21 protein-coding genes and 1 pseudogene are annotated in these 23,677 nt (G+C 71.9%); 13 read left to right on the top strand and 9 right to left on the bottom strand.

What is annotated here, in order from left to right; all coding sequences use genetic code 11:
• Positions 1 to 17: 17 nt before the first annotated feature.
• Genes NAEX_RS23090 through NAEX_RS53870 form a run of 3 tightly spaced genes read left to right on the top strand, consistent with a single transcriptional unit; the run spans position 18 to position 2,447 of the window.
• Positions 18 to 713, top strand: a complete 696-nt coding sequence (locus NAEX_RS23090; RefSeq protein WP_096329638.1) for a DUF4384 domain-containing protein — start codon at positions 18 to 20, stop codon at positions 711 to 713.
• Positions 710 to 2,281, top strand: coding sequence for a caspase family protein (locus tag NAEX_RS23095; protein WP_096329639.1), 1,572 nt, complete (start codon positions 710 to 712; stop codon positions 2,279 to 2,281). The genes NAEX_RS23090 and NAEX_RS23095 overlap by 4 nt, the downstream gene beginning before the upstream one ends.
• Positions 2,282 to 2,318: 37 nt before the next feature.
• Positions 2,319 to 2,447 carry a hypothetical protein gene (locus tag NAEX_RS53870; protein ID WP_256254019.1) on the top strand — a complete coding sequence of 43 codons (129 nt, stop codon included), beginning with the start codon at positions 2,319 to 2,321 and terminating at the stop codon, positions 2,445 to 2,447.
• 87 nt (positions 2,448 to 2,534) lie between these two features.
• On the opposite strand, the gene NAEX_RS50575 is transcribed toward NAEX_RS53870, so the two are convergent.
• Entirely contained in the window at positions 2,535 to 3,002 is a 468-nt protein-coding gene (locus NAEX_RS50575; protein ID WP_170135941.1) for a MerC domain-containing protein, read from the bottom strand.
• A gap of 412 nt (positions 3,003 to 3,414) precedes the next feature.
• Entirely contained in the window at positions 3,415 to 3,612 is a 198-nt protein-coding gene (locus tag NAEX_RS50580; protein WP_096329641.1) for a hypothetical protein, read from the bottom strand.
• A 274-nt stretch (positions 3,613 to 3,886) separates the two neighbouring features.
• On the opposite strand from NAEX_RS50580, the gene NAEX_RS23110 reads away from it, so the two are divergent.
• From NAEX_RS23110 to NAEX_RS23125, 4 genes and pseudogenes are all read left to right on the top strand, one after another.
• Entirely contained in the window at positions 3,887 to 4,522 is a 636-nt protein-coding gene (locus NAEX_RS23110; RefSeq protein WP_096329642.1) for a helix-turn-helix domain-containing protein, read from the top strand.
• Between the two features lie 255 nt (positions 4,523 to 4,777).
• Positions 4,778 to 4,973, top strand: a pseudogene (locus NAEX_RS54610) (helix-turn-helix domain-containing protein); the annotation flags it as partial.
• Complete coding sequence (locus tag NAEX_RS23120) at positions 4,970 to 5,203, top strand: hypothetical protein (RefSeq protein ID WP_096329643.1); 234 nt, start codon at positions 4,970 to 4,972, stop codon at positions 5,201 to 5,203. The pseudogene NAEX_RS54610 and the gene NAEX_RS23120, both read left to right, overlap by 4 nt.
• 18 nt (positions 5,204 to 5,221) lie before the next feature.
• On the top strand, positions 5,222 to 5,848 hold the full coding sequence (locus NAEX_RS23125; RefSeq protein ID WP_143140254.1) for a hypothetical protein: 627 nt from the start codon (positions 5,222 to 5,224) through the stop codon (positions 5,846 to 5,848).
• Here the strand turns inward: NAEX_RS23125 and NAEX_RS48140 are convergent.
• The 6 genes from NAEX_RS48140 to clpB all read right to left on the bottom strand — a co-directional run bounded on the left by NAEX_RS48140 (position 5,794) and on the right by clpB (position 15,863).
• On the bottom strand, positions 5,794 to 6,213 hold the full coding sequence (locus tag NAEX_RS48140) for a hypothetical protein (protein WP_143140255.1): 420 nt from the start codon (positions 6,211 to 6,213) through the stop codon (positions 5,794 to 5,796). The two genes, NAEX_RS23125 and NAEX_RS48140, sit on opposite strands and share 55 nt — an antisense overlap.
• 187 nt (positions 6,214 to 6,400) lie before the next feature.
• Positions 6,401 to 7,267 carry a PAS domain-containing protein gene (locus NAEX_RS23135; RefSeq protein ID WP_096329646.1) on the bottom strand — a complete coding sequence of 289 codons (867 nt, stop codon included), beginning with the start codon at positions 7,265 to 7,267 and terminating at the stop codon, positions 6,401 to 6,403.
• Between the two features lie 630 nt (positions 7,268 to 7,897).
• A complete protein-coding gene (locus tag NAEX_RS23140) occupies positions 7,898 to 9,532 on the bottom strand; it encodes a SpoIIE family protein phosphatase (RefSeq protein ID WP_170135942.1) in 1,635 nt (544 codons plus the stop codon).
• Between the two features lie 398 nt (positions 9,533 to 9,930).
• Positions 9,931 to 11,415 (bottom strand): tetratricopeptide repeat protein, encoded by a 1,485-nt coding sequence (locus tag NAEX_RS23145; RefSeq protein WP_143140256.1) that lies wholly within the window; start codon positions 11,413 to 11,415, stop codon positions 9,931 to 9,933.
• 182 nt (positions 11,416 to 11,597) lie between these two features.
• The gene (locus tag NAEX_RS23150) at positions 11,598 to 12,653 is read right to left on the bottom strand and encodes a lysylphosphatidylglycerol synthase domain-containing protein (RefSeq protein WP_096329649.1); all 1,056 of its coding nucleotides are present in this window, start codon (positions 12,651 to 12,653) and stop codon (positions 11,598 to 11,600) included.
• A gap of 591 nt (positions 12,654 to 13,244) precedes the next feature.
• Complete coding sequence (clpB, locus tag NAEX_RS23155; RefSeq protein ID WP_096329650.1) at positions 13,245 to 15,863, bottom strand: ATP-dependent chaperone ClpB; 2,619 nt, start codon at positions 15,861 to 15,863, stop codon at positions 13,245 to 13,247.
• A 220-nt stretch (positions 15,864 to 16,083) separates the two neighbouring features.
• On the opposite strand from clpB, the gene NAEX_RS23160 reads away from it, so the two are divergent.
• From NAEX_RS23160 to NAEX_RS23170, 3 genes are all read left to right on the top strand, one after another.
• Complete coding sequence (locus tag NAEX_RS23160) at positions 16,084 to 17,289, top strand: thioredoxin family protein (RefSeq protein WP_096329651.1); 1,206 nt, start codon at positions 16,084 to 16,086, stop codon at positions 17,287 to 17,289.
• Positions 17,286 to 17,756 (top strand): hypothetical protein, encoded by a 471-nt coding sequence (locus NAEX_RS23165; RefSeq protein ID WP_096329652.1) that lies wholly within the window; start codon positions 17,286 to 17,288, stop codon positions 17,754 to 17,756. The genes NAEX_RS23160 and NAEX_RS23165 overlap by 4 nt, the downstream gene beginning before the upstream one ends.
• Positions 17,757 to 18,057: 301 nt before the next feature.
• The gene (locus tag NAEX_RS23170; protein ID WP_096329653.1) at positions 18,058 to 19,350 is read left to right on the top strand and encodes a vWA domain-containing protein; all 1,293 of its coding nucleotides are present in this window, start codon (positions 18,058 to 18,060) and stop codon (positions 19,348 to 19,350) included.
• A gap of 155 nt (positions 19,351 to 19,505) precedes the next feature.
• On the opposite strand, the gene NAEX_RS23175 is transcribed toward NAEX_RS23170, so the two are convergent.
• Entirely contained in the window at positions 19,506 to 21,158 is a 1,653-nt protein-coding gene (locus NAEX_RS23175) for a hypothetical protein (RefSeq protein WP_096329654.1), read from the bottom strand.
• 61 nt (positions 21,159 to 21,219) lie between these two features.
• On the opposite strand from NAEX_RS23175, the gene add reads away from it, so the two are divergent.
• The 3 genes from add (at position 21,220) to NAEX_RS23190 (ending at position 23,677) form a co-directional block, all read left to right on the top strand.
• On the top strand, positions 21,220 to 22,305 hold the full coding sequence (gene add / locus NAEX_RS23180) for an adenosine deaminase (RefSeq protein ID WP_096329655.1): 1,086 nt from the start codon (positions 21,220 to 21,222) through the stop codon (positions 22,303 to 22,305).
• 107 nt (positions 22,306 to 22,412) lie between these two features.
• The gene (locus NAEX_RS23185; protein WP_096329656.1) at positions 22,413 to 23,111 is read left to right on the top strand and encodes an STAS domain-containing protein; all 699 of its coding nucleotides are present in this window, start codon (positions 22,413 to 22,415) and stop codon (positions 23,109 to 23,111) included.
• Complete coding sequence (locus tag NAEX_RS23190; RefSeq protein ID WP_100792781.1) at positions 23,108 to 23,677, top strand: hypothetical protein; 570 nt, start codon at positions 23,108 to 23,110, stop codon at positions 23,675 to 23,677. The genes NAEX_RS23185 and NAEX_RS23190 overlap by 4 nt, the downstream gene beginning before the upstream one ends.

Consider the following 23,677-nt stretch of genomic DNA (forward strand, 5'->3'; position numbering starts at 1 on the left):
GATGCCTCTCCGATCTCGTGATCGACCGCCTGATCGTCGGCGAGCTCGACGACGGCGCTCGCGCCGAGGTCCTCGGTCACGCCGGCGCCTGCGCCTGGTGTACCGCGCGGATCGCCGAGCTCCGCGGCGAGCAGCAGGCGTTCGCGACCGGCCCCGTTCCGCTCGCTCTGCACCGCCCGAAGCGGCGCTTCCTCGGCGTCTCGGCCGCGCTCGCGGCCGCTGCGGCGCTCGCCCTCGTGTTCCTCCCCGATCGCTCCGGCCCCGGGCCCGAGCCCGAGCCCGCGCTCGACACCGGGGACGTCGTGCGGACCAAGGGCGCGGCGCACGTCGGGCTCTACGTCGAGCGCGACGGCGGGCTGTCGCCGCTGCTCTCGGGCGAGCACATCGTCCCCGGCGCGCGCGTGCAGCCGACGTACACCACGAGCGAGCCCGGCCACCTGGCGATCTTCGGCATCGACGGCGCCGGACGGGTGCAGCGGCACTACCCCGCCGACGGCCCCGCGAGCGCGCCGGTCCGGCCCGCGCGCGACGAGCCGCTGCCGTTCAGCCTCGCCTTCGACGCGACGCCGGGGCGCGAGGTCCTCGTCGCCGTGTTCTGCCCGCAGGCGTTCGACGCCGCGGCGCTCGAGCCCCGGCTCGCGGGCGGCGCCGCCGTCGAGCCCGGACCGCGCTGCACCGTCGACCGCATCGACCTGCTCAAGGACGTGCGATGACCGGCGCGCGCGTCCTGTCTGCGCTCGCGTTCGCCGGCACGCTCGCCGCGCCCGCGCTCGCCGCGGCCGCGCCGACGCGCTACGCGTTGGTGATCGGCAACAACCTCGGCGACGCGCAGGACGCCCCGCTGCGCTACGCCGAGGACGACGCGCGCAAGGTCCACGACGTGATGCGGGCGCTCGGCGACGTCGCGCCCGATCGCAGCGAGCTCCTGCTCGGCGAGGACGCCGACACCGTGCTGCGCGCGGTGGCGCGGATCAACGACGAGATCCGCGCCAGCCCGGATCGCGACGACGCGATGCTGTTCGTCTACTACTCCGGCCACGCCGACGCCCGCGGGCTGCACCTCGGCGCGACCACGCTCGACCTCGGGCTGCTCGAGCGGATGATCCGCGGCTCGTCGGCGGGCATGCGCCTGCTCGTCCTCGACGCCTGTCGGTCCGGGGCGATCACGCGGGTCAAGGGCGCGACCGCCGGGCCGCCGCTGCAGGCGCGCGTCCGCGTGCGCCCGGCCGGCCAGGGCGTCGTGTTCCTGACGGCGAGCGCCGCCGGCGAGGACGCGCAGGAGTCCGAGCGCCTGCGCGGCGCCTTCTTCACCCACTACTTCGTCTCGGGCCTGCTCGGCGCCGCCGACAGCGACGGCGACGGGTCGGTCGCGCTCGACGAGGTCTACAAGTACGCGTACGACGGGACGCTGCGGGCGACGAGCAAGACCTACGCGGGGATCCAGCACCCGACGTACGCCTATGAGTTCCGCGGCCAGGGCGAGGTGGTCCTGACGACGCTGCAGGCGACGCCCGTCAATCACGGCGCGCTGGTGGTCCCGGCCGGGCGGGCGTTCATCGTGATGCAGGGCGGCGCCGACGGGCCGGTGATCGCCGAGGTCGACGCGCAGGCGCGCGCGCGCAAGCTGGTGCTCCGCGCCGGTCGCTACTACCTGCGCGGCCGCGGCGAGGACGACCTGATCGAGGGCAGCGTCACCGTCGCGCCCGGCCGCACCCACGCGCTCGCGGCGTCGGAGCTGCAGGCGTTCCGCTACGCCCGGATGGTCCGCAAGGGCGGCAGCGACCGCCGCCTCGCCCACGGCCCGCAGGTCGGCTACCTGCTCGCCACGCCGCTCGACGGCGGACGGCTGTGCCACGGCGTGCAGGTCGGCTATCCGCTCGAGGCGCGGCACTTCAGCGTCGTCCCGCTCGCCGGGTGGTGCCGCGGCGGGTTCACCAACGCGCCGCTGGTCGCGACGACCGATCACGTCGAGCTCGGCGCGCGCCTGGTCCACGCCTGGGACCTGCGCGGCGTCAGCATCGACCTCGGCATGCACGTCGGCCTCGGCTGGCTGCTGCAGCGCTTCGAGACCCCGGGCCGCGCCGGCCCGCGGACGGGCTTCGCCGGCCGCTTCGGCGCCACGGCGGCGCTCACCGTCGACCTCGCGGCCGGCGTCTACCTCGGCCTGACGCTGACCGGCGGCTTCGCCGTGCTGCGCCGCGACCCCGGCCCCCGCCTCGCCGACGCCTGGGCCGTCGTGCCGAGCGCCCAGCTCGTCGCCGGCCTCGGCAAGCGCTTCTGACCCCACGTGGCCGAATCACTCGCTCGGGCGGACCGGCATGAAGATGCTCGAGCGGGCGTGCGGACGGCGAGGCATCTCGGCGAGGGACGCGCTGGAACTGCTCGTGCCGCACTGGCGCGACATGGGCGCGGTGATCGACGTGGACGGAGCGCTGATGCTCGCGTAGGGACGGGCTGTCCGATCGCTGCACGGGAGGTCGACGAGCGCAGTCCCCGAGACGAGGACACGCCGCACGACCGCGTCCCGCGGAGGATCACGAGGACATGTCCCTCCGGACACCTCCTGCGCCCGACGTTCCGTGCTGCCCCGCCCGCAGGCCCAGCACGTGGGTGACGATCATCCCGCAGGCCGCGACGAGCACCAGCAGGGTATCGACGGGGTCCGCTTCGCCCCGCGCCAGGCAACCCCGCAGCGCGAGGGCCGTCAGGCCGACGGCGAAGGGCGCGAGCGGTCGGCGGTCGCCGGCCAGCCACGAGGCTCCGGCCGAGTACGACGCCAGGGCGACGAGCGCGAGCGACAACCCGCCCTCGAAGCGCTCGTCGGCGACCAGCGGCAGCAGCGCGATCATCAGCGGCGTGGCCAGGCAGTGGATCAAGCACGCAAGCGAGGCGAGCACCCCCAGGCGATCGATCCATCGCCGCGCCCCGGGCCGGGCGAGCTCGTCCGGCCAGAGGTCGAAGGGACGACGAGGGACGAGCGGGGTGGGCGGCGGCTCCATCATGGGGGGCAGGAGAGTTTCATTTTTGCAACCAAATTGCAACTGCATCCATGTTGCGAAATCCCGAGGCCCCCCGGGTGTTCCGCCGCCGGGCCCACGAGGGCCGCGATCGGACGTGGACGATGCGAGCAGGATGCCCGCTCGTGCCTCGCGCCCATCCTGCTCGCATCGGCGACCTTTCCCAGCCCCCCGCCAGGGCCCGCGATCGCTTGCCGCGCGCACATCCAACCTCGTATCGGCCCCAGTTCCCCGCCAGACCCCCGCTCGCCTGTCGCGCGCACATCCAACCTCGTAGCGGCGTCCTCCCCAGCCCCCCGCCAGACCCCCGCTCGCCTGTCGCGCGCACATCCAACCTCGTATCGGCCCCAGTTCCCCGCCAGTCCCACGCTCGCCTGTCGCGCGCACATCCAGCCTCCTAGCGGCGACTCCCCAGACCCGCGCTCGCCTGTCGCGCAACATCCAACCACGTACAACGCGGCCGGAAGCGGGCGGCGATGTCGTCCTCGTCCTCGTCCTCGTCGGCCTCGGCCTTCGCCTCGCGGTAGGCGGCGAAGTCGGCGACGCTGTCGAAGCGGAGCGAGACCTCGCGGGTCTCGTGGTCCTGCCACCACACCTGGCCGCTGTCGCGCAGGTCGGCGAGGTAGTAGTTGTCGCCCTCGTCGTCGAGGACGTAGAAGCCGGACAGGGTCTTGTCGATCGCCCCGAAGTAGCCGAAGTTGCGCCCGAGGTGGGCGGCGACCAGATCGTCACCTGACCGATCGGTCAGGCCCTCGGCGCTCGCGGCGTGGGCCTCGGCGTCGATCGCGAGGGCGTAGAACCGCCGCGCGGCCAGGAGCTCGGGCGAGGCCGGGCCGAGCTCGCGGCGCGAGCGCGCGGCCGCAGATTTATTGGCCTTCTTGCCGGGCTTCGCGGTCCTCTTGTCGCCCTGTCTGGACTTCTTGTCGGCCTTCTTTGTCGTCTTGTCGGCCTGCTTTGTCTTCTTGTCGAGCTTCTTGGCCGTCTTGTCGGCCTTGCCCTTCGCGACCTCTTTGGTCGTCCTGTCGGCCCTGGCAGCGGCCTTCTCGGCCTTCTTGTCGGCCTTGCCCTTCGCGCCGAGCTTTTTGGTCGTCTTGTCGGCCCTGCCGGCGGCCTTCTCGACCTTCTTGTCGGCCTTGCTCTTCGCGCCGCGCTTTGTGGTCGTCTTGTCGGCCCTGGCAGCGGCTGCTGAACCTCTTTCACGACAGTTGCGCCGTCAGCTCAGATTGTCCGTGGATGATTTCGCGCGACTCTTTCTAGTGACAGCACGGACTGTGTACAACTGGGAGAATCGAGACGCGAAGCCCTCACGCTTGCACGAGAGATTCATGCGCGTGTTTCTCGATGCGGTGCGCCGGTCGCCGGACGTCCGAACCGAGATATACGTCCTGATGGACGAGTGTGCCCCGCTGGCCCCGTTCGCGCTCATCCTCCAAAAAGCCTCCCCACCCCCTGTTGACGCCGCTCCCACAGCGCCCCAGCCAACAGCAGCCCCCCGACGCCCATGAGTCCGTAGCTGACAAGGCTGGAGTCGGAGCCCGCCCAAGGGAGCGTTGGTGGTTGGAATTCAGCCTGCTTTGGCCGCTGCTTGTCCTTGAGCGTGTTGATCGGGCTGCCGAACTCGGGTCGCTGCGGCACGCCCGCAGCGATCAATGTGCTGCGCAGGGGCTTGCCGTCCAGCATCTCGCCATCGGGGACATCCGCGAGGACGATTTCCTTCCGCCGCTCGGTCTTGTACCACCCACGCCGCGCCTCGACGCCGACCACCTGCCGTTCGAGGGCGCCCCCGACGTCCAGGGGGGCGTGCGAATCCCCGGCGCGACGATGGCGGAGATCGAGCGCCACGCGATCCTCTCCACGCTCGACGCCGTCGGCGGCTCGACCGCCCGCGCGGCCGAGATCCTCGACATCAGCGTGCGGACGATCCAGTACCGCCTGCACACCTACGGGCGGCGGTGAATCGACGCGACGGCCAGGCCGTTCGCCAGCAGCTCCTCGGGTCGACGTGGGCCGACAAGCAGGTCGAGCTGCACGACTTCGGCGTGACCGGCAACGTGACGGCCGTGGACTTGATCGACGAGGCGTTGCCGGCCCGCGCCGCGGCGCGGGTGCCGCTCGAACGACCTCCCTGGGCAGGACGACCGGCTCACGGATTTGCGGTGAGCCGGGAAATCACAGGTAACTCCTGACCTACGGAGATTCTTACCATGACACCTACATACCCTACCCACACCTTCTTTGTCCTGTCGGCCCTGCTGCTTGGCGCGGGGGCTTGCACCCCGCCCCGAGGCGACCTGGGCGATTACAGTGAGTCCGACTCCGAGGCCGCCACGAGCGAAGACGCGGAGGAGGCGTTGTGCGTGCCCGACGAGCCGCTCGACTACGGCCGGTACCGATGCGGCGAGGGGGGGCACGAGCATCAACGAGAGCCGGCGCTGTGCCAGCTCGCGGCGGCGAACCCGTGCACGACGCCGGGTGAAGGCAGCACCTGCTCGGAGGACGCCGACTGCGGCGGCGGCACCTGCGAGCAGCGCGAAGACGTCGACCTGGGGGTGTTCTGCGAGTGCCTGCCGCCCAGTTGCGAGGCGACCGAAGACTGCGCGGCGGGGACCAGTTGTTACTGCACGTGGAACGGCAGCGGCCGCTGCATGCCGTCGAACTGCGCCACCGACGAAGACTGCGGCGGCGCCGTTTGTGCCGTCTCGCAGGACGCCTGCGGGGTGCATGGGCTGTTCTGCACCACGCCGGAGGATCTGTGCGACGGCGAGTTCGGTTGCATCTACGTGGCGGAGAACGCCCGTTGGGAGGAGGTCGGCGCCGTCGGCTGCCCGTAGCCGGGCCCGAAGCGCTTCGGACAACGGGTCCTACCGCCTCCATGTCGTCCACCCGTACCGCCTGCACAGGCCTTCTTGTCGGCCTTGCTCTTCGCGCCGAGCTTTTTGGTCGTCCTGTCGGCCCCGGCAGCGGCCGTCTTGTCGGCCTTGCGGGCCGCGGTCGCGGCGGCTTTCTTGGCCCTGGCGGCCGGCTTCTTCGCGGCCTTCTTCGCGGCCGTCCTGCCGAGGTTGAACCAGCCCGTCGCGATGCGACCGGTACCTCGGCGGTGATTGTCGGTCTGCGCGCTGGCGGAAATTTTCGCCTTCTTGGCCTTCTTTTCGGCCTCTGCGGTCGCCTGCTTCGACTTCTTCTTCGCTTGCGCCATCTGCCGGCGAGGATAGTGGGCGGGCTGAGGATCGTCACCCTCGCGACGCGCGCGCATCCACGCCGGTGCCGTGCCCCTGGCCCTTCGAGCAGGCCGGAGCAGGCGCATGCGGAGCCGACAGGGCTCGACGATCGGCGCGCCGAGGTGACGGAGAATCAGCGAGGGCCGCGGGAGATGCCGCCGACGATTACGTGGACGCGAGGGCGGCGGCGATGGCCTGTTCGGCGGTGCTGGTGGTGCGCACCTGCGCCAGGTCGAGATCGAGGCCGACGAGGGTGCGGGCCAGCGACGGCTTGATGCCCGCGAGCACCACGCGGGCGCCGAGCAGCGACGCGGCGGTGCCGGTGCGCACGAGGGCCGCGGTGGTGTCGGCGTCGAGATCGTCGGCGCCGGTGAGGTCGAGGATCACGGCGCGAGCGCGGCGCTCGGCGATCGCCTCGAGCACGCTGCCGGTCATCGCCGCGGCGCCGTCGGGATCGAGCTCGCCGACGATCGGGACCAGCAGCACGCCGGCGGCGACGCTGAGGATCGGCGTGGAGAGGCGGCGGATCACCTGCTGCTGCAGCGCGAGCTGGACCGCGTGCTCACGCAGCTCGGCCTCGCGGGCCCGCTGCTCGGTGAGGTCGCGCCAGGCCACCAGCAGCACCGGCCCGCTCGCCAGCCGCACGGGGGTGAGCGTGACCTCGACCGGGAACAGCTCGCCGTCCATGCGCTGGTGCAGCCACTCGAAGCGATGCACGCCGCGTCTCCGGGCGGTGTCGTCCATCTCGATCGACTTCTCGCGCGAGAGCCGACCGTCGGGCTGCCGCTCCGGCGAGAGCTGGGCGGGGTGCATGGAGCGCAGCCGCGAGGGGTCGTCGCAGCGCAGCATCCGCAGCGCGGCGGTGTTGCAGTCGAGGATGCCGGTGTGGTCGAAGATCAGGTGGGCGTCCGACGAGTGCTCGAACAGCACCCGGAAGCGCTCCTCGGCCTGCGCCAGCGCGGCGAGCTCGCCCCGCAGGCGCTCGTTCTCGGCGCGCAGGGCCGCGAGCTCGTCGTCATGGGTGTCGGCCATGGGACGTCGACGTTACAAGGACGCCGTTCGTGGGGCCAAGCAGAACCTCGCGGGGCGCAGACGCGCGCGCCCCGGCGGCCGCGATCGCGGGTGCGCGGAGATGTCTCCGAGGACATGTCCGATCGCGCGGGCCGGCGGGCTGATCCGCGGCGGGCACGCAAGGAGGGCCGCCCCGTCCGGCCCAGCGCGCGAGGTCGTGGGCGCGGCAGGGCAGCACGGCGCGAGCGTGGAGTAGTTGTACGGTCGATGAACGTTCGGCCGATCGCGCGGTCCGAAGGCGACGGTGAGGCCGCGCGACGGTCGATCGCCGCGAGGCACGAGGTCGCGCGCGCGTCTGCGGAGGCCGGGACCGAAGCCGCAGATGCCATCGCCCCTGCACGCCTGCGCGAGCGGCTTCACGGGTCGCGCGGGGGGTGTAAAGCCGTCGCCGTGAGTCATCCTCGCCGCGACGGGACGAATCGCAGCTCTCGCGGAGGCGCGAGCGGCGAGAGACAGGCTCCTGGCAGTGCCGGGTCGGCCGAGTGAGGACCTGAGCGGCGAGGACGGGAGCCCTGCTCGCGCATGTTCTGAAAAGATCATGGGCGAACGAGCATGTCCCGAAGCGCGAAGCACACGCTCGGCCGCGTGGCTTCAGGCGCCGAACAGGGCGAGGGCGAAGCTGATGTCGTCGGAGGCGGGGGCGCGGCCGCGGTGGAGGGCGAGGCGGTCCTTGAGCTGGGCCTCGAACCACTCGAGGTCGGGCTTGCGGCCGGCGGCGCGGCGGATGTCGGCGACCATCTCGGTGAGGCCGTCGACGCCGAGGATCTTGTCGTCCTCGTTGAAGCACTCGGACAGGCCGTCGGAGTAGAGGAGGAGCAGCTCGCCGGGGCGGAGGCGGTCGGTGCTGAGCTCGAGCTCGATGTCGAGGAGGCCGATCGGCATGCCCTCGGCCAGGCGGAGCTCGCGGATCGTGCCATTCGGGGTGACGACCATCGGCGCCGGGTGACCGCAGCCGACCGCCTCGAGCGCGCCGGTCTTCGGGTCGATCAGCGCGGCCGCGAGGGTCACGAAGGTCTCGCCGCTCCAGGTGTCGAGCAGCTGGCGGTTCAGGGTGTGGACCAGGTCGGGCAGCGACATGCCCTGGCGCACCGCCAGGTGGACGGTGGTGTGCAGGCCGGAGGCGATCAGCGCGGCGTCGATGCCCTTGCCGGCGACGTCCATGACGGTGACGAGGACGCGGCCGTCGCGGGTCGGCAGCGCGTCGACGTAGTCGCCGCCGACGCCCTTGCACGGGGTGAAGCCGAAGCCGATCTGAAGTGACCCGGAGGACATGTCCCGCGGGACAAGCCGGGCCTGGATCGCCGACGCCCGCCGCAGCTCCTCCTCGAGCAGGGCCTGGCGCTGGGCGGCCTCGCGCGCGGCCCAGGCGTCCTCGGCCTGGCGGAACATCGCCGAGGCGAGCGAGGCGAGGGCCAGCCACTCGGCGGTGCCGTACTGGCCGGGCAGCATGACGTAGAGGACGTCGAGGTGCTCGCCGTCGCCGCGGATCGGGCAGGCCACGGCGGCGGTGGCCTGGCCGCCGAACACGACCGACATCTGGACCATGTTGTTCTTCGGCCCGGCCGGGCCGGAGCTGGCGAGCACGGGGGCGTCGCTGGCGAGCACGGCCTTGATGACGGAGCGGCTGATCGGCGGCTCGCCGCCGGGGCCGGTCGGGCCCGACAGGATCTCGGGGGTGCTGGCGTCGGAGCGGAGGATCCGCAGCACCACGGCGGCGTTGCCGTGGAAGTGCGCGCTCGTCATCAGCTCGCACAGCTGGAACATCCGCTGGTCGGCTGCCCCTTCGGCCAGCAAGGCGGCGCTGAAGCCGAGGAGCCGCGAGAGGTGCGAGGCGTCGACCTTGGGCGGGCCGAGCTCCTGCAGGGTGCGCGCCGGGCCGAAGGCGCCGTCGGTGACGCTGGTGCGCGGGCGCGCGGCCGGGCGCAGCGGGGCCGGACCGGCGTGGAACACGAGGTCGAACTCGTCGATGCGGAGGACGTCGCCGGACTGCAGGGCGCGCTCGCCGGCGACGCGGGTGCCGTTGACGCCGGTGCCGTTGCGGCTGCCGAGGTCGCGCACGCGCCAGCCGACGGTGTCGCAGATCAGCTCGGCGTGCTGGCGGGAGACCGAGGTGGTGTTGAGGACGACGTCGCAGTCAGGAGAGCGGCCGACGACGACGCGACGCCCGACGAGGTTGACGTTGGTGACGGGAGCCTGGCCCCGGCGGATCTCCAACCATCCGGCCACGGATCCACGATAGACCAAAAGCGCGGGCGGGGGCGCGCGAGCCCGCCGGCTACGCCGCCGGTGGCCGCGAACGGCACCCGCCTGCGGCCGCTCGTGCGGGGTGCGGGGTTCGCCGCACACGGCGGAGGGGCAAGGCCGTGACTTCGCGAGGTGGGGCGGCCGTGATTTTGCCGGGGCGCTGCGGGTTGCGACAGCGGAAGCGCGGCGGCGAAGCGGTGGACGAACGACTGGGGATCTTCGCGGAGCCGCGACTGCGCCACGCATGGTCCTCGCGTCCGTTCGCGTCCGCAGCAGGCGGCTCGCGAGTCATGCGCGGGAGAAAGCAGGAACGACCTCGCGGGGGGCCGCGAGGTCGTTCGTCGGAGGTTCGAGGGGCGACGTGCGAGCGCCGGCGCGAGTCACTTGCCCGCGGTCTTCGGGGCGAAGAACACCTGGCCCTGGGAGAGGGCGTAGGTGACCTTCATGCTCTTGAGCAGCGGGACGTTGATGTAGCCGCCGAGCTCGAAGCCGCCGAGCTCGACGACCTGGGCCAGGCCGCCGTCGGGCGGGGTGTTGGCGAGGACGAGGCCGCCGACGCCCTTGACGCCGAGGTCGCCGACCTTGGCCTGGTCGATGTAGACCATCTTGAGGCCGGCGTTGGGGTCGTCGAGCGGGTCGAGCTCGCGCGGGAGGTGGCCGCTCTTGAGGTAGTTCTTCTTGGCCACGGTGAGCGCGGTGCCGTAGGAGCCGCCGAGCCAGGCGTAGAACTGGGCGTCGGAGCCGTCGAGGGTGACGGGGACGGTGGGGACGAGGAACAGGTGGAGGTCGAGCATGAGCAGCTGCGACGCGGTCGCGCCGGCGGGGGCGGCGGTCGGCGGGGCGCTCTGCAGCTCGAGGGAGGCGTTCGGGAAGTCGAAGGTGATCGCGCCGATCTTGCTCAGCACCTGGCGGCCGAGCAGGACCCCGGGCGTCTCACCGAGGCCGAAGGTCGAGAGGTCGTCGACGATCGCCGGGACGTTCGAGATCTTGAGGTCGCCGAACTTGACCTCGGGGATGATGACGATGCTGGTCTCGGTGTCGCTGCCGAAGGTCTTGATCTTGGCGACCTCCTTCAGCTTGAGCTGGTCGGCGAAGGCCTTGTGGATCCGCGCCTCCTCGCGCAGCTCGAGCAGCAGCACCCGGGTGTACTCGCCGCCGACGGTCGCGCCGGAGTGCTTGAGCCCCTGGGCCGGATCGATCTGCAGGTCGGAGGTGCCCTTGGCCCCGTCGACCTTGGCCAGGTCGGCCTTGCCCTCGAGCGGCCGCATGAACGCGGCGTGGCTCTGCAGCAGCGGCAGCAGCGGGTTGTCGGGCTCGATCAGCTTGAACACCGCGTCGAGCGTCTTCACCGCGTTGACCGCGTCGAGCTGGGCGTAGTAGCTCCACAGCTTGATCAGCAGCGGGTCGATCTGGTTCTGGTCGGCCGCGAGGATCGTGTCCTGCAGCTCGATCGCCGCCTTGTGGTCGCCGACGGCCTGGTAGTTGCGGCCGAGGCCGACGGCGGCGCCGAAGTTCTTGCGGTCGAGCTCGAGCGCCTCCTTGAAGGCCTTGGTCGAGCCGACGTAGTCACCCGCGCGCCAGTTGGCCGCGCCGAGCACCGCGTAGGCGTCGGCGTTCTTCGACTCGGACTCGAGCGCGCGCTTGGCCCGCTCCCGCGCCGAGGCCCAGCGGCCGCTGGCGAGGTCCTTGTTGGCCAGCGAGACCAGCGTGTCGGCCTTGGCCGCCTTCTGCGCCTCGGCCCGCTTGCGGTCGGCCTCCTCGACCGAAATGCCCTTCTCGCCGGGGGCGGAGGTCTCGCCCTTCTTGCCGCACGCCGCGGTGGTGAGGGTCAGGGCGAACAGGCCCAAAAGACCGGGGCGGAACAACTGGCGAAGCGTACGAAGGTCGCGCGACATGAACTCTCCAGCGCGGGGCTCAGGGCGGCGCCGCGCCGGCGGAGCATACCCGCGGGAGCGGCCGTCCAGCAACGCCCCGGCGCGGGGGCCCGGGACGACGCCGCCGCGTGAAAGGCCACGGACCGGGCGATCGCCGGAGAATTCCCGGCCGGTCAGGCGATCGGACCGGGTTCGGAAGGCCCGCCGGCCGCGGGCTCCGCGGGCCGCCGGCGCCGGTCGCGGCCGAGGAGCACGAGGCCGGGGAGGGCGAGGACGACGGCGCCGAGGAGGCCGAGCAGGTACATCAGGGCGCCGAAGCTGGCCCCGGGCCCGACGAGATCGGCCGGGCCGACGAACAACTGCAGGGCCAGGGCGGCGCCGAACTGAAAGCTGCCGACCTGGGCCGGCCCGCCGGGCAGCTGGATGCTGAGGCCGACCACGGCGACGATCACGGCGGCCTCGCCGGCCCCGAGATCGAGGCCGCAGGCCTGCAGCACCAGCCACAACTGCAGGAGGGTGATCGCCCAGTAGACCAGCGAGGCGGCGAGGAGGAGGAGGCCGCGGGCGCTGGTGAAGATCGGCCGCAAGGCGGCGGCGAGGTGGAACACGAAGTCGCCGAGCCGGGCGCCCAGGACCGGACGCACGAGGCCGCCGAGGCGCTCGTGGTGCCGCGGAGGGGTGAAGGCCAGGAGCCCCAGCCCGAGCATGAGGCCGGCGAAGACGACGCCGGAGGCCAGGCCGAACCGCTCGACCGAGCCGACCAGCGCCGCGAACTCGGGGCTGAAGGCGGTCGACAGGCCGAGGCCGAGGAACAACATGCCGACGACGAGCAGGCCGTCGAGCAGCCGCTCGCTGGCGATCGCGGCGATCGCCTCCGGCAGGCCGAGCCCGGCGACGCCGGCGCGCGCGAGGATCAGCGGCCGCGACAGCTCGCCGAGCCGCAGCGGCAGGAGCAGGATGACGAGGAACGAGACCAGGCCGCTGCCGACCAGCAGGTCCCGAGAGACAGGTACGCCCGGCGGCAAGGCCCAGCGCAGCCGCACGGCGCGCATCAGGCTGTAGGCGACGTGCAGCGCGGCCGCCAGCGCGAACAGCCCGGGCCGCGGGAGGTGCAGCACGTCGGGCCACAGCGGCACCTTGCGCGAGGCGAGCCACAGCAGGACGACGGCGCCGACGCACGAGACGGCCCACAGCAGGGCGCGTCGTCGCGGCGGTGCAGGCAGGGCCACGGCGGCACTCTACGGCGGACGCCGGCCGCGGTGCACACGGCGACCGCGACGACCGCCGTGAGTCAAAGCGGGAGGCGCGATCTTCGTGTCGGCGGCGACAGAGAGATCGTCCCGGCGAAGCACGATCTCGATGTCGGATCGAAGCCGTGCGAGCGAGGATTCTCGGCGGCCGTGACGGCGCCGACGCGGGGACGAACCTCGGAGGTCCGGCGCGAGCGATGAGCTGTGAGGTCGTCGCGCCGAGCGAAGCCGGGGACGAACCTCGAAGGTCGCGCGCGGCGATGGGCTGCGAGGCGTCCCGCCGTGACGGGCGCGGAGCCGACGCGGGGACGAACCTCGGAGGTCGCGCGAGCGATGAGCTGTGAGGTCGTCGCGCCGAGCGAAGCCGGGGACGAACCTCGAAGGTCGCGCGCGGCGATGACCTGCGAGGCGTCCCGCCGTGACGGGCGCGGAGCCGACGCGAGGACGAACCTCGGCGGTTGCGAGGCGATGAGCTGCGACCTCGTCTCGCCGCACGGCCCGCAAAGACGCCGGCGCCCCGGCCGCGAGGGCCGGGGCGCCGGTATGTCTCTCAGGGCATGTCCTGAAAAACTACTTGACCTTCAGGTCGATGGTCGGCTCGCCCTCGGCGTCCTTGCCGGGGGTGGCGACGACGGTCTGGCCGGGGCGGATCTCGCTGTTGAGGATCCGGGTGGCCAGCGGGTCGAGCAGGGCGTTCTGCAGCAGGCGCTTGAGCGGGCGCGCGCCGTAGGTCGGGTCGTAGCCGCGGTCGGCGAGCTGGCGCTTGGCCTCGGGGCTGACCTCGAGGTGGATCTCGCGCTGGGCCAGCCGGTGCTCGATGCGAGACAGCTGGATGTCGAGGATGCCCATCATGTCCTCGCGCTGGAGCGACTTGAACGAGACCACGCCGTCGAGCCGGTTGAGGAACTCGGGCCGGAAGTGGCGGCGCAGCACCTGCTCGCGCGCCTGCTCGAGCGCCTTGCCGGTGAGCCCCTCGGCGGCGAGCTCGCTGCCGATGTTGCTGGTCATGAGGATGATGGTGTTGCGGAAGTCGACCACGTGGCCCTGGCTGTCGGTCAGCCGGCCGTCGTCGAGGACCTGCAGCAGGAGGTTGAACACCTCGGGGTGGGCCTTCTCGATCTCGTCGAGCAGGACCACGCTGTAGGGCCGGCGGCGGATCGCCTCGGTGAGCTGGCCGCCCTCCTCGTGGCCGACGTAGCCCGGCGGCGAGCCGATCAGGCGCGAGACGGAGAACTTCTCCATGTACTCGCTCATGTCGATGCGCACGACGTGGCGCTCGTCGTCGAACAGGAACTCGGCGAGCGCCTTGGCCAGCTCGGTCTTGCCGACGCCGGTCGGGCCGAGGAACAGGAACGAGCCGATCGGGCGCGCCGGGTCGGACAGGCCGGCGCGGCTCTGGCGGACGGCCTGGGCGACGCGGTGCACGGCCTCGTGCTGGCCGACGACGCGGCGCTCCAGCACCGACTCCATCTCGACCAGCCGCTGGGCCTCGCTGGCGAGCATGCGGCTGACGGGGATCCCGGTCCAGCGGCTGACGATGCCGGCGATGTCCTCGTCGGTGACGACCTCGCGGACGAACGAGTCCTTGTTCTTGGCCGCCTCCTCGAGCTTGGCCCGGGCGTCCTCGCGCTGCTTCTCGAGCGCGCGCAAGGTGCCGTAGGTCAGCTCGGCGACGCGGTTGTAGTCGCCGGCGCGCTGGGCCCGGGCGGCCTCGTTCTTGACGTTCTCGATCTGCTCCGACAGCTCCTTGATCTCGCGCACACGGTCGCGCTCGGCCTGCCAGCGCGAGCGCAGCGCGGCGACCTCCTCGCGCAGCGAGGCCAGCTCGCCCTCGACCTCGCCGATCCGCTTCTTGACCGGCGCCGACTTGTCCTCGCGGAGCAGCGCCTGACGCTCGATCTCGAGGCGGGTGATCTTGCGCTCCCGCTCGTCGATCGGCAGCGGCACGCTCTCGACCTCCATCTTCAGGCGCGCGGCGGCCTCGTCGACCAGGTCGATCGCCTTGTCGGGGAGGAAGCGGTTCTGGATGTAGCGGTGGCTGAGCTTGGCCGCGGCGACGATCGCGGCGTCCTGGATGCGGATGCCGTGGTGCGCCTCGAACTTGTCGCGCAGGCCGCGGAGGATGGCGATCGTGTCGTCGACGCTGGGCTCGTCGATCATCACCGGCTGGAAGCGCCGCTCGAGCGCCTTGTCCTTCTCGATGTGCTTGCGGTACTCGTCGAGGGTGGTCGCGCCGATGCAGCGCAGCTCGCCGCGCGCGAGCGCCGGCTTGAGCATGTTGGCGGCGTCCTGAGCGCCCTCGGCCTTGCCGGCGCCGACGAGGGTGTGGAGCTCGTCGATGAAGAGGATGATGTTGCCGCCCGCGGCCGCGACCTCCTGCAGCACGGCCTTGAGGCGCTCCTCGAATTCGCCGCGGTACTTGGCGCCGGCGACCAGGGCGGCGAGGTCGAGCTGGAGGAGCTTCTTGTCCTTGAGGCTCTCCGGCACGTCGCCGGCGGTGATCCGCTGGGCGATGCCCTCGGCGATCGCGGTCTTGCCGACGCCGGGGTCGCCGATCAGCACCGGGTTGTTCTTCGTGCGGCGCGACAGCACCTGCAGGGCGCGGCGGATCTCGGTGTCGCGGCCGATCACCGGGTCGAGCTTGCCGGCGCGCGCCGCCGCGGTGAGGTCGCGGCAGTACTTCTGCAGCACCTCGTACTTCTGCTCGGGGTTGTCGTCCTGGACCGTCTGGGTGCCGCGGATCTCGGCCAGCGCCGACAGCAGCAGGTCGCGGTTGCCGCCGAGCTTGGCCAGCAGCTCGGCCGCGCGGATCTTCTGCTTCGCCGCCTTGGTGCTGAAGCAGGCGAGGATCAGGTGCTCGGTGCTGACGAAGCGGTCGTGCAGCTGCTCGGCCTCGCCGGCGGCGAGGTCGAGGAGCTCGCGCAGCTCGTGCGAGGGCGGCGGCTGGTCGCCGCCCTGGACGCGCGGCTGGCGGCCGAGCTCGCCCTGGATCGCGCGCAGGACCGCGGCGCCGTGGATGCCGGTGCGCTCGAGCAGCGGCAGCGCGAGGCCGCCTTCTTGCTGAAGCGAGGCGAGGAGGAGGTGCAGGCTGGTGGTCTCGGGATGACCGAGCTCGCGGCTGATGGCCTGGGCGTGCGCGAGCGCCTGACGGGTCTTGAGGGTCGCAGTTTCGGGGTTGAAGACGGCCATGGGGGTTCCTCGGGCGAGCGTCGACAGGGGACTTGGGGGACTGCGGTAGCCTGGGCTCGCGTGTCAAAATGGCAACGCGACGGCTCGCGTGCGCCGTCGTCCCCTGACCTCACGCGCCGGCCGCACTTGCGCGAGGCCCTGGCCGGGCTCAAGCTTTTGAGCTTTGCGCGCGCGGTGGCAGTTGCGGCCGGCGAGGTTCCCGGGCAGCTTCAAGCGAGCCATGGCTCGCGCTCCCGCCGTCGTCGGTCCGCTGTTCGCTGCGCTGCTGGCTCCCGCGTTGGGGGCCGTTCTCGTGAGCTCCTGCGGCGGTCCGGCGCCGCAGGCCGACGCGTCGGGGCCGAAGACCGAGGCTTCGCCGACGGCGTCGACGCCCGCCGCGGCGAACCCGCCGCCGGTCGAGGGCCCGGGGGTGCGGAGCGACGGCGAGATCGTGTCGGCGGTGAAGTGGATCGAGGGCGATCTCGAGGCGGCGCTCGCCGCGGCGAAAGCGGAGGGCAAGCCGGTGTTCGTCGACGTCGGCGCGTACTGGTGCCCGCCCTGCCGCGAGCTCGAGGAGAAGGTGTTCACGCGCGCCGATGTCGGCGCGGCCCTGGCCAAGTACGTCGCGCTGCACGTCGACGCCGAGAAGGGCGAGGGCCCCGAGCTGGTGGCCCGCTACAAGGTGCAGGCGTACCCGACGCTGCTGGTGCTCGACGCGAACGGGGTCGAGAAGGGCCGCCTGGTCGACGCGATGGAGCCGCCGGCCCTGCTCGCCGCGCTCGAGAAGATCGCCGCCGGCGGCGACGTGCTCGCCGAGCTCGAGCAGAAGGTCGCGGCCGCGTCCGACGACCTGCAGGCGCGCTACGAGCTCGGGGTCGCGTACGCGCTGGCGGCCCGGCGCGCGCAGGCCGACGCGGAGTTCGACCGCGTGATCGCGGGCGACCCCGACAACGCCAAGGGCCTCGCCGCCAAGGCGATGTCCGACCGCGCGGCCTTCCTGGTGGCGAAGCTCGACCGCGACTCCGAGCGGGCGATCGCGCTCTACAAGGAGCTGCAGCAGAAGTTCCCCGGGGCCAAGGAGAGCGTCCGCGCCTTCCGGGCGATCGGCCGCGAGCTGCACAAGCTCGGGCGCGACGACGAGGCGGTCGCCAGCCTCAAGGCGATGGTCGCGAGCGACGAGAACGACGTCGACCTCAAGAGCGCGTTCGGGTGGTTCGCGTTCCGCGAGCGCTGCGGGCAGGCAGCGGCGCTCGAGGTCGTCGACGCCGGGATCGCGAAGCAGCCCGACGACGCCGAGCTGTATTACTTGCGGGCCGAGCTGCAGCACCAGCTCGGGCGCGGCGCGGAGGCCGTCGCGGCCATCCGCGAGGCCGCCCGGCTCGAGCCCGAGTCGGCCTTTTACAAGCGCCAGGTGCGGCGCTTCACCGAGCTGTCTGGAGGGACATGATGGCGATGACCACCGGCATCGTCGCGCTCGCGACCGCGCTCGCGCTGGCGGCGCCCCCACCGCCCCCGAGCGATCCCGAGTCGATCGGCGGCTACTACGCGTTCGGCGAGAACCGCGAACGCGAACCGGTCGACGGCCACGAGAAGGTCGTCACCGGCTCGATCATCATGCCGCTCGGCCTGCTGCGGACCGGCCTCGGCGTGGCGATGTACGTGATGGCCTCGCCGCAGTACTGCAACCGCATCTACGGCAGCAACGCGTCCGACCAGACCTGCCGCGGCCTGCAGGTCTACGGGCTCGTCGGCGTGGGCATGGGCGGGCTCATGGCGGTCACCGGGGCGGTGTTCCTCGCGTGGGGCCTGACCCAGCGGGCTCGACACCATCGGTGGATGCGGGACCACGGCATGGCGATCGCGCCGATGATGTCCCGAGAGGTGCGCGGACTTTCGTTCGGCTTCCGCTTTTGAGGCCGCTGCGGCGCGCGAGAAGTTGCGCGGCCGGAGCGTCGCATCGCCGTGACGAGGCCGCGCCCCGGGCGACCCTTTGCAGCGGCCTCGGGCCCGGATGCGCCCGCTATCGGGGTCGGGCCGACGTTCGCGCGGCGCGCCGCGCAGATCTGCACTTCGCAGGAAAGCTGCCAGCGGCCGGCGTGATCGGTATAGTGGCCGTCACGGACGCCCGGACACGGCCCGTGCTTCGGTGTCCAACTCGACGGGCCCCCGTCCTCGACCCTCAAATTCACCCAACTCTCGAAGGAACCTTCCGCTTATGAAGCGCGCGTTGTTTTCTAGCCTCGTGGCTGTCGGTCTGGTCGGCTGCGGCGACGATGGCAAGCAAGTGGACACCACCGGCAGCACCAATTCGATGACGGGCATCTTGACGCTGCCGGGAACCACGTCCGAGCCGACCACGACGACCACCGCCACCGACCCGACCACGACGACGGTGCCGACCGGCACGGCCGGCCCGACCACGGACACGGACACGGGCAACACCACGTTCGACCCGAACGACTGCGGCGAGGCGGTCGTCGACATCCCGGTCGTGACGCCGAACGTCATGCTCGTGCTCGACAAGTCGGGCTCGATGGTCACCCCCGACAAGGGCTACTGGGACCACGACGGCGACGACGCCAACGACGACGGCATCCAGGACGCCGACCCGATGATGATGGCGGCGGCGACCCCGAAGATCACGCGGTGGAAGTCGCTCTACAGCGTCGTCGACTTCATCACCGGCACGTTCGAGAACTCGATGAACCTCGGCGCGGTGCTGTTCCCGTCGAAGATGGCCGCCTCGGCCTACAACGCGACGGCCTGCCCGGTGAACATGACGCCCGAGGTGGAGATCGCGCCGATGAACGGCCAGGCGATCCTCAACGCCATCCCCGGCGCCGACGAGACCGACGCGACCATCAAGGGCGGCACGCCGGCGACCAAGGGCGTCAAGGCGGCGCTCGCCGAGCTGGCGACCATCCAGGACGGCCAGCCGCAGTTCATCATCCTCGTCACCGACGGCGCGGCCAACTGTCGCGAGGACGCGGCCAACAACGCCGAGCTGTTCGAGCAGTACGACGAGAACCTGTCCATGGTGGTCGGTGACGCGTTCACCAACCTCAACATCCCGACCTACGTCGTCGGCATCGCCATCAAGGACGAGACCAGCCCGACGGCCAACGACGGCAACCCGGACAACACCAACGCGTTCCAGAAGCTCAACGAGCTGGCCGACATCGGCGGCCGCCCGCGCGAGGGCGACGTCAAGTTCTACGACACGCAGAACCAGGTCGAGCTGCAGATGGCGCTCGAGGAGATCTCGATGCAGATCCTCAGCTGCACGATCACCCTCGACCCGGTGCCGAAGTACCCCGACTACGTCGAGGTCAGCGTCAACGGCACGGCGTACGGCAACACCCAGGTCGCCAGCTGCGACGGCAGCGAGGACGGCTGGATGTTCACGACGCCCGACAAGAACGAGATCATCCTGTGCGGCAAGGCCTGCTCCGACTTCCAGATGAGCGGCGTCCTCGACGCGCAGTACCGCTGCCCGAACTCGGGCTAGCGCGCCGCGCGGCGTGACGGAGCTGCACCCCGCGTGAAGCTCCGCCCGCGCCGCCCGGGTCTCAAGCTCACGACCGTGGGGTCGCCGGAACGGCGGTCCTGCGGTTTCTCGTTTGGGTCGGAGGGGGCCGTCGTGCGCGGGGCCGCGCCCGGGCGTCAGGGCTCGGGGTTGAACTGGGCGCAGGCCGAGACGACGTCGTCGAGCACGTCGGTGAAGGTGGCGGCGAGGTCGCCCTGGCAGATGTTCTGGAACAGGCCGCGCTCGCGGAAGCCGCGGGTGATCGAGATGATCCGGCGACCCGGGGCGGCGTCGCCGTAGACCCCCTGGCACACGGTCTCGGGCATCTCGAACACGCCCTGGCCGCCGGCGATGGCGAGCACCACCAGGCGGTCGAGGTCGCCGCCGACGGCGTCGACGATCCGCTGGCGGATGGCGACCGAGGTGTCGAGCACGAAGTCGTAGGTGTCCTCGTCGGTGAGGATGACGATGAACAGCAGCGAGTCGTCGCGGAGGAACCCGGCGTTGGCCGGGTCGTGCAGCGCCTCGGCGAGGTTGTAGTAGGTCATCTCCTCGGTGCCGCTGCGGGTGGCGGCGACGCAGGCGAACTCCTCGGCGAAGCTCGGCGACGGGCCGACCAGCCAGCGCTGGCCCTCCGGCAGGCCGCACGCGGTCTCCGGGCTCTCGGGCACCATCGGGAAGTCGCGGTGCGTGTGCAGGGCCGAGAAGCCCTGCTCGCTCGAGACGACGCCGACGTGGAAGTCCTCGACGTCGGTGAGCTCCCCGAGCAGCGCGTCGGTGAACTCGGCCAGCACCGGCGGCATGCCGTCCGCGCCGCGCAGGGCGTCCTGCTCCTCGTCCATGCTGCCCGAGCCGTCGATGGCGAACAGCAGGTCGATGCGCTTGCAGCCGCTCGGCGGCATCTCCGGGGCGGGCTCCTCGTAGTCGAAGTCCTCGCAGGTCTTGACCGCCAGCGGGGTGAAGTCGGCGAGCGCCGCGGCGTACGAGGTCTCGGACTTCTCGTAGTGGCGGCTCTTGTCGCTGACCGACAGCGAGAACATGTTGAGCTCGGGCGCGCCGTCGCCGAACGTGAACGCCGACACGCGCCGGCGGTCGCCGTCGCCGACCAACCGCAGGTAGGCCTCCGAGGCCTGGCCCGGCTGGGCGTACATGTTGGCCTGCTTGTCGTCGGTGGCGGCCACCAGCATGGCGATGCCCGTGGCCCCGGGCGCCGGCCAGTCGGCGCGCTCGAGCACCGGGAACATCAGGCCGGAGAACATGTAGTTGCCGACGTCGAAGTCGCTGACGTAGACGTTGAAGCGGTCGAGCGTGCAGCGCAGCGCGTCGACGGCCCCGGGCGCGACCTCGCCGGCGGCGCCGAACACGAGGATCGGGTCGTCCGCGGCGTTGCCCGCGAGCGGCAGGCAGTCGGTCGTCGCCATGAACTCGGTGCCGACGTTCGGCAAGATCCGGATCGTCGCGCCTGTCTGTTCGACCAGGTCCTCGAAGTACTCGACGAGCGCGTCCTGGTCGCCGGCGCCGTAGATCTTGGCGCTCGGGTGGAGCACCAGCGAGACGTCCATCTGCGCGCAGAAGGTCGGCGCCGGCGGGCCGCCGGTGTCGGTCTCGCCGCCCGTGGTCGGCGCGCCGGTGGTCGGGGCGGGGCCGTCGCCGGTGGTGGCCGCCGTGAGGTCGATCCCGCCGCTGCTGCCGGTCGAGGCGGCCCCGTCGGTCGCGGCGGCGCTGCCGTCGCCGCAGCCCGACAGCACGGCCACGAGCGACATGGACAGCCAGGGACGGGCGCGCTGCATCGTCTGCCCCGAGCAATAGGCGATGTCGCGGGGGCTGTCGAGCGCGTGCTAGCGTTCGCCCATGTCCGCCGCGTCCTCGCCGGTCCACGACCTCGACCCCCTGCGCCGCCGGCTCATCGAGCGCCTGCCGAAGGCCGAATTGCACCTGCACCTGGAGGGCTCGGTCGAGCCGGAGCTGGCGCTCGCGCTCGCGCGCAAGCACGGCAAGCGCTTGCCCGGCGACGAGGCCGGCGTGGAGGGGCTGCGCCGCAACTACGTGTTCAAGGACTTCGGCGACTTCTTGCGCATGTACCTGGCGATCTCGGCCTGCCTCACCGACGAGGACGACTTCGCGGCGATCGTCGTCGACCTCGCGCGCAAGCTCGCGGCCGACAACGTGCGCTACGCCGAGGTCACGTTCACGCCGATGACGCACGTGAACCGCGGCGTCGCCGGCGACACGCTGCTGGCCGGGCTCGCCGAGGGCCGCGCGCGCGCCCGGGCCGAGCACGGGGTCGAGCTCGCGTGGGTGTTCGACATCGTCCGCCACCGCTTCGCCGAGGGCGAGCCGACGCTGGCGCTGGCGCTCGAGGGCCGCGAGGTCGGCGTGATCGGCCTCGGCTTCGCCGGCCCGGAGTCGCCGCAGTGGCCGACCGCGCCGTACGCCCCGCTGTTCGCCAGAGCCCGCGCCGAGGGCCTGCGCTCGCTGCCCCACGCCGGCGAGATGGACGGGCCGTCGAGCGTGTGGAGCGCCCTGCGCGAGCTCGGCGCCGAACGGATCGGTCACGGGGTGCAGTGCCTCGCCGACCCGGCGCTGGTCGAGCACCTGCGCGAGCACCGGGTGCCGCTCGAGGTGTGCCCGACCAGCAACGTGGGGATCGGGCTCTATCCGGCGCTGGCCGGGCACCCGCTGCCGCAATTGCTGGCCGCCGGTCTGCAAGTCTCGCTCGCCAGCGACGACCCGCCGATGTTCGCCACCTCGCTCGGCGAAGAGTACCGCCGCTGCACCGCCGCGTTCGGCTGGGACGCGCCGCAGATCGCCGCGCTGGCCCGCAACAGCGTCGAGCACAGCTTCATGCCGGCCGAGGCGAAGGCGCGGCTGCTCGCCGAACAAGCGGCTGTGCTCGCCGAGCTGCGACCGTTCGCCGGCGCCGGCGAATGTGACTAGGCGCCGCTGCGCGTTCGCGGCCGTCGGCGGCGCGACCGCCGGGGCGCTGCATTCGCGTGTCTGTCGCGCGGAACGATGATTCGGTTATCCTCCCGCGCCCGGCAGCGATGCCAGGAGGACGTATCAGCGACGACTCCCATGACCCCGAGCCCGAGGCGGTGTCGGTCGAGATCCCGCGGATCGAGCGGATCCACGACCTGCTCGCCTCGATCTCCCTCAACGAGTTCGACCCGGCGGCCGACCTCTTGCCGCTCGCGCACACCGATCGCTTCGGCGCGCTCGAGGAGACGATCAACCTGTTCGCGCTCCAGCTCGACGTCACCGTGCGCGAGCACCGACAGACGATCCGCGAGCTCGAGGTGTCGCGGCGCGAGCTCGAGGACAAGCTGACGACGATCGAGGAGCAGCGCGCGGCGATCCGGACGATGTCGACGCCGGTGGTCGAGCTGTGGGACGACGTGCTGGCGCTGCCGATCGTCGGCGTCGTCGACTCGCGGCGCGCCGACGAGATGATCGCCGACCTGCTCGAGCGGGTCACGCAGGCGCGGGCCCGCTGCGTCATCATCGACCTCACCGGCGTCGAGCTGGTCGACACCGCGACGGCGGGGCACTTCCTGCGCCTGATCGCCACCACCAAGCTGGTCGGCACCTTCTGCGTCATCACCGGGCTGAGCCCGCGGATCGCCGGGGCGATGACCGAGCTCGGCGTCGACCTGGGCGGCACGCCGACGCTCGCCACCCTCAAGGACGGCCTCAAGGCCTGCTTCGCCCACCTCGGCCGCGCCGCGGCTCGGAGGTCGCCGTGACCCAGTACGTGCCCATGGCCCCGAACATCACGGTGTACGGGCAGACGACCAGCGTCTTCATCGACGTGCTCAAGCAGTTCTCGGTGCTGCAGAAGGCGATGCTCGACGCCCTCGGCGTCGAGCAGTTCGACCCGCACTCGTGGTACCCGCAGGAGCTGATCCTGCGCGCCTACCAGAAGGTCGACCTCGTGCTCGGCGGCCGCGGGCTCGAGCGGTTCGGCCGCCAGATCCCGCCGCTGGTCGCGTTCCCGCCGGGCATCGACGACGCGCACACGGTGCTGTCCATGCTCGACGCGACCTACCACCTCAATCACAGCCGCGACGGCGTCCCCATGCTCGACCTCGCGACCGGCGAGATGACCGAGGGCATCGGTCACTACGCCTACGAGCGCGTCGGCGAGCGCGAGGTGCTGATGCGCTGCGACAACCCGTACCCCTGCCGCTTCGACATGGGGCTCATCGCCGGCTTCGCCGAGCGGTTCGCCGCCGGCGTCGAAATGAGCCACGAGCCCGGCGGGTGCCGGGCCAAGGGCGGCGAGAAGTGCGTCTACCGGGTCCGCTGGTGA

This window comes from Nannocystis exedens, from assembly GCF_002343915.1.
Lineage (GTDB): Bacteria > Myxococcota_A > Polyangia > Nannocystales > Nannocystaceae > Nannocystis > Nannocystis exedens.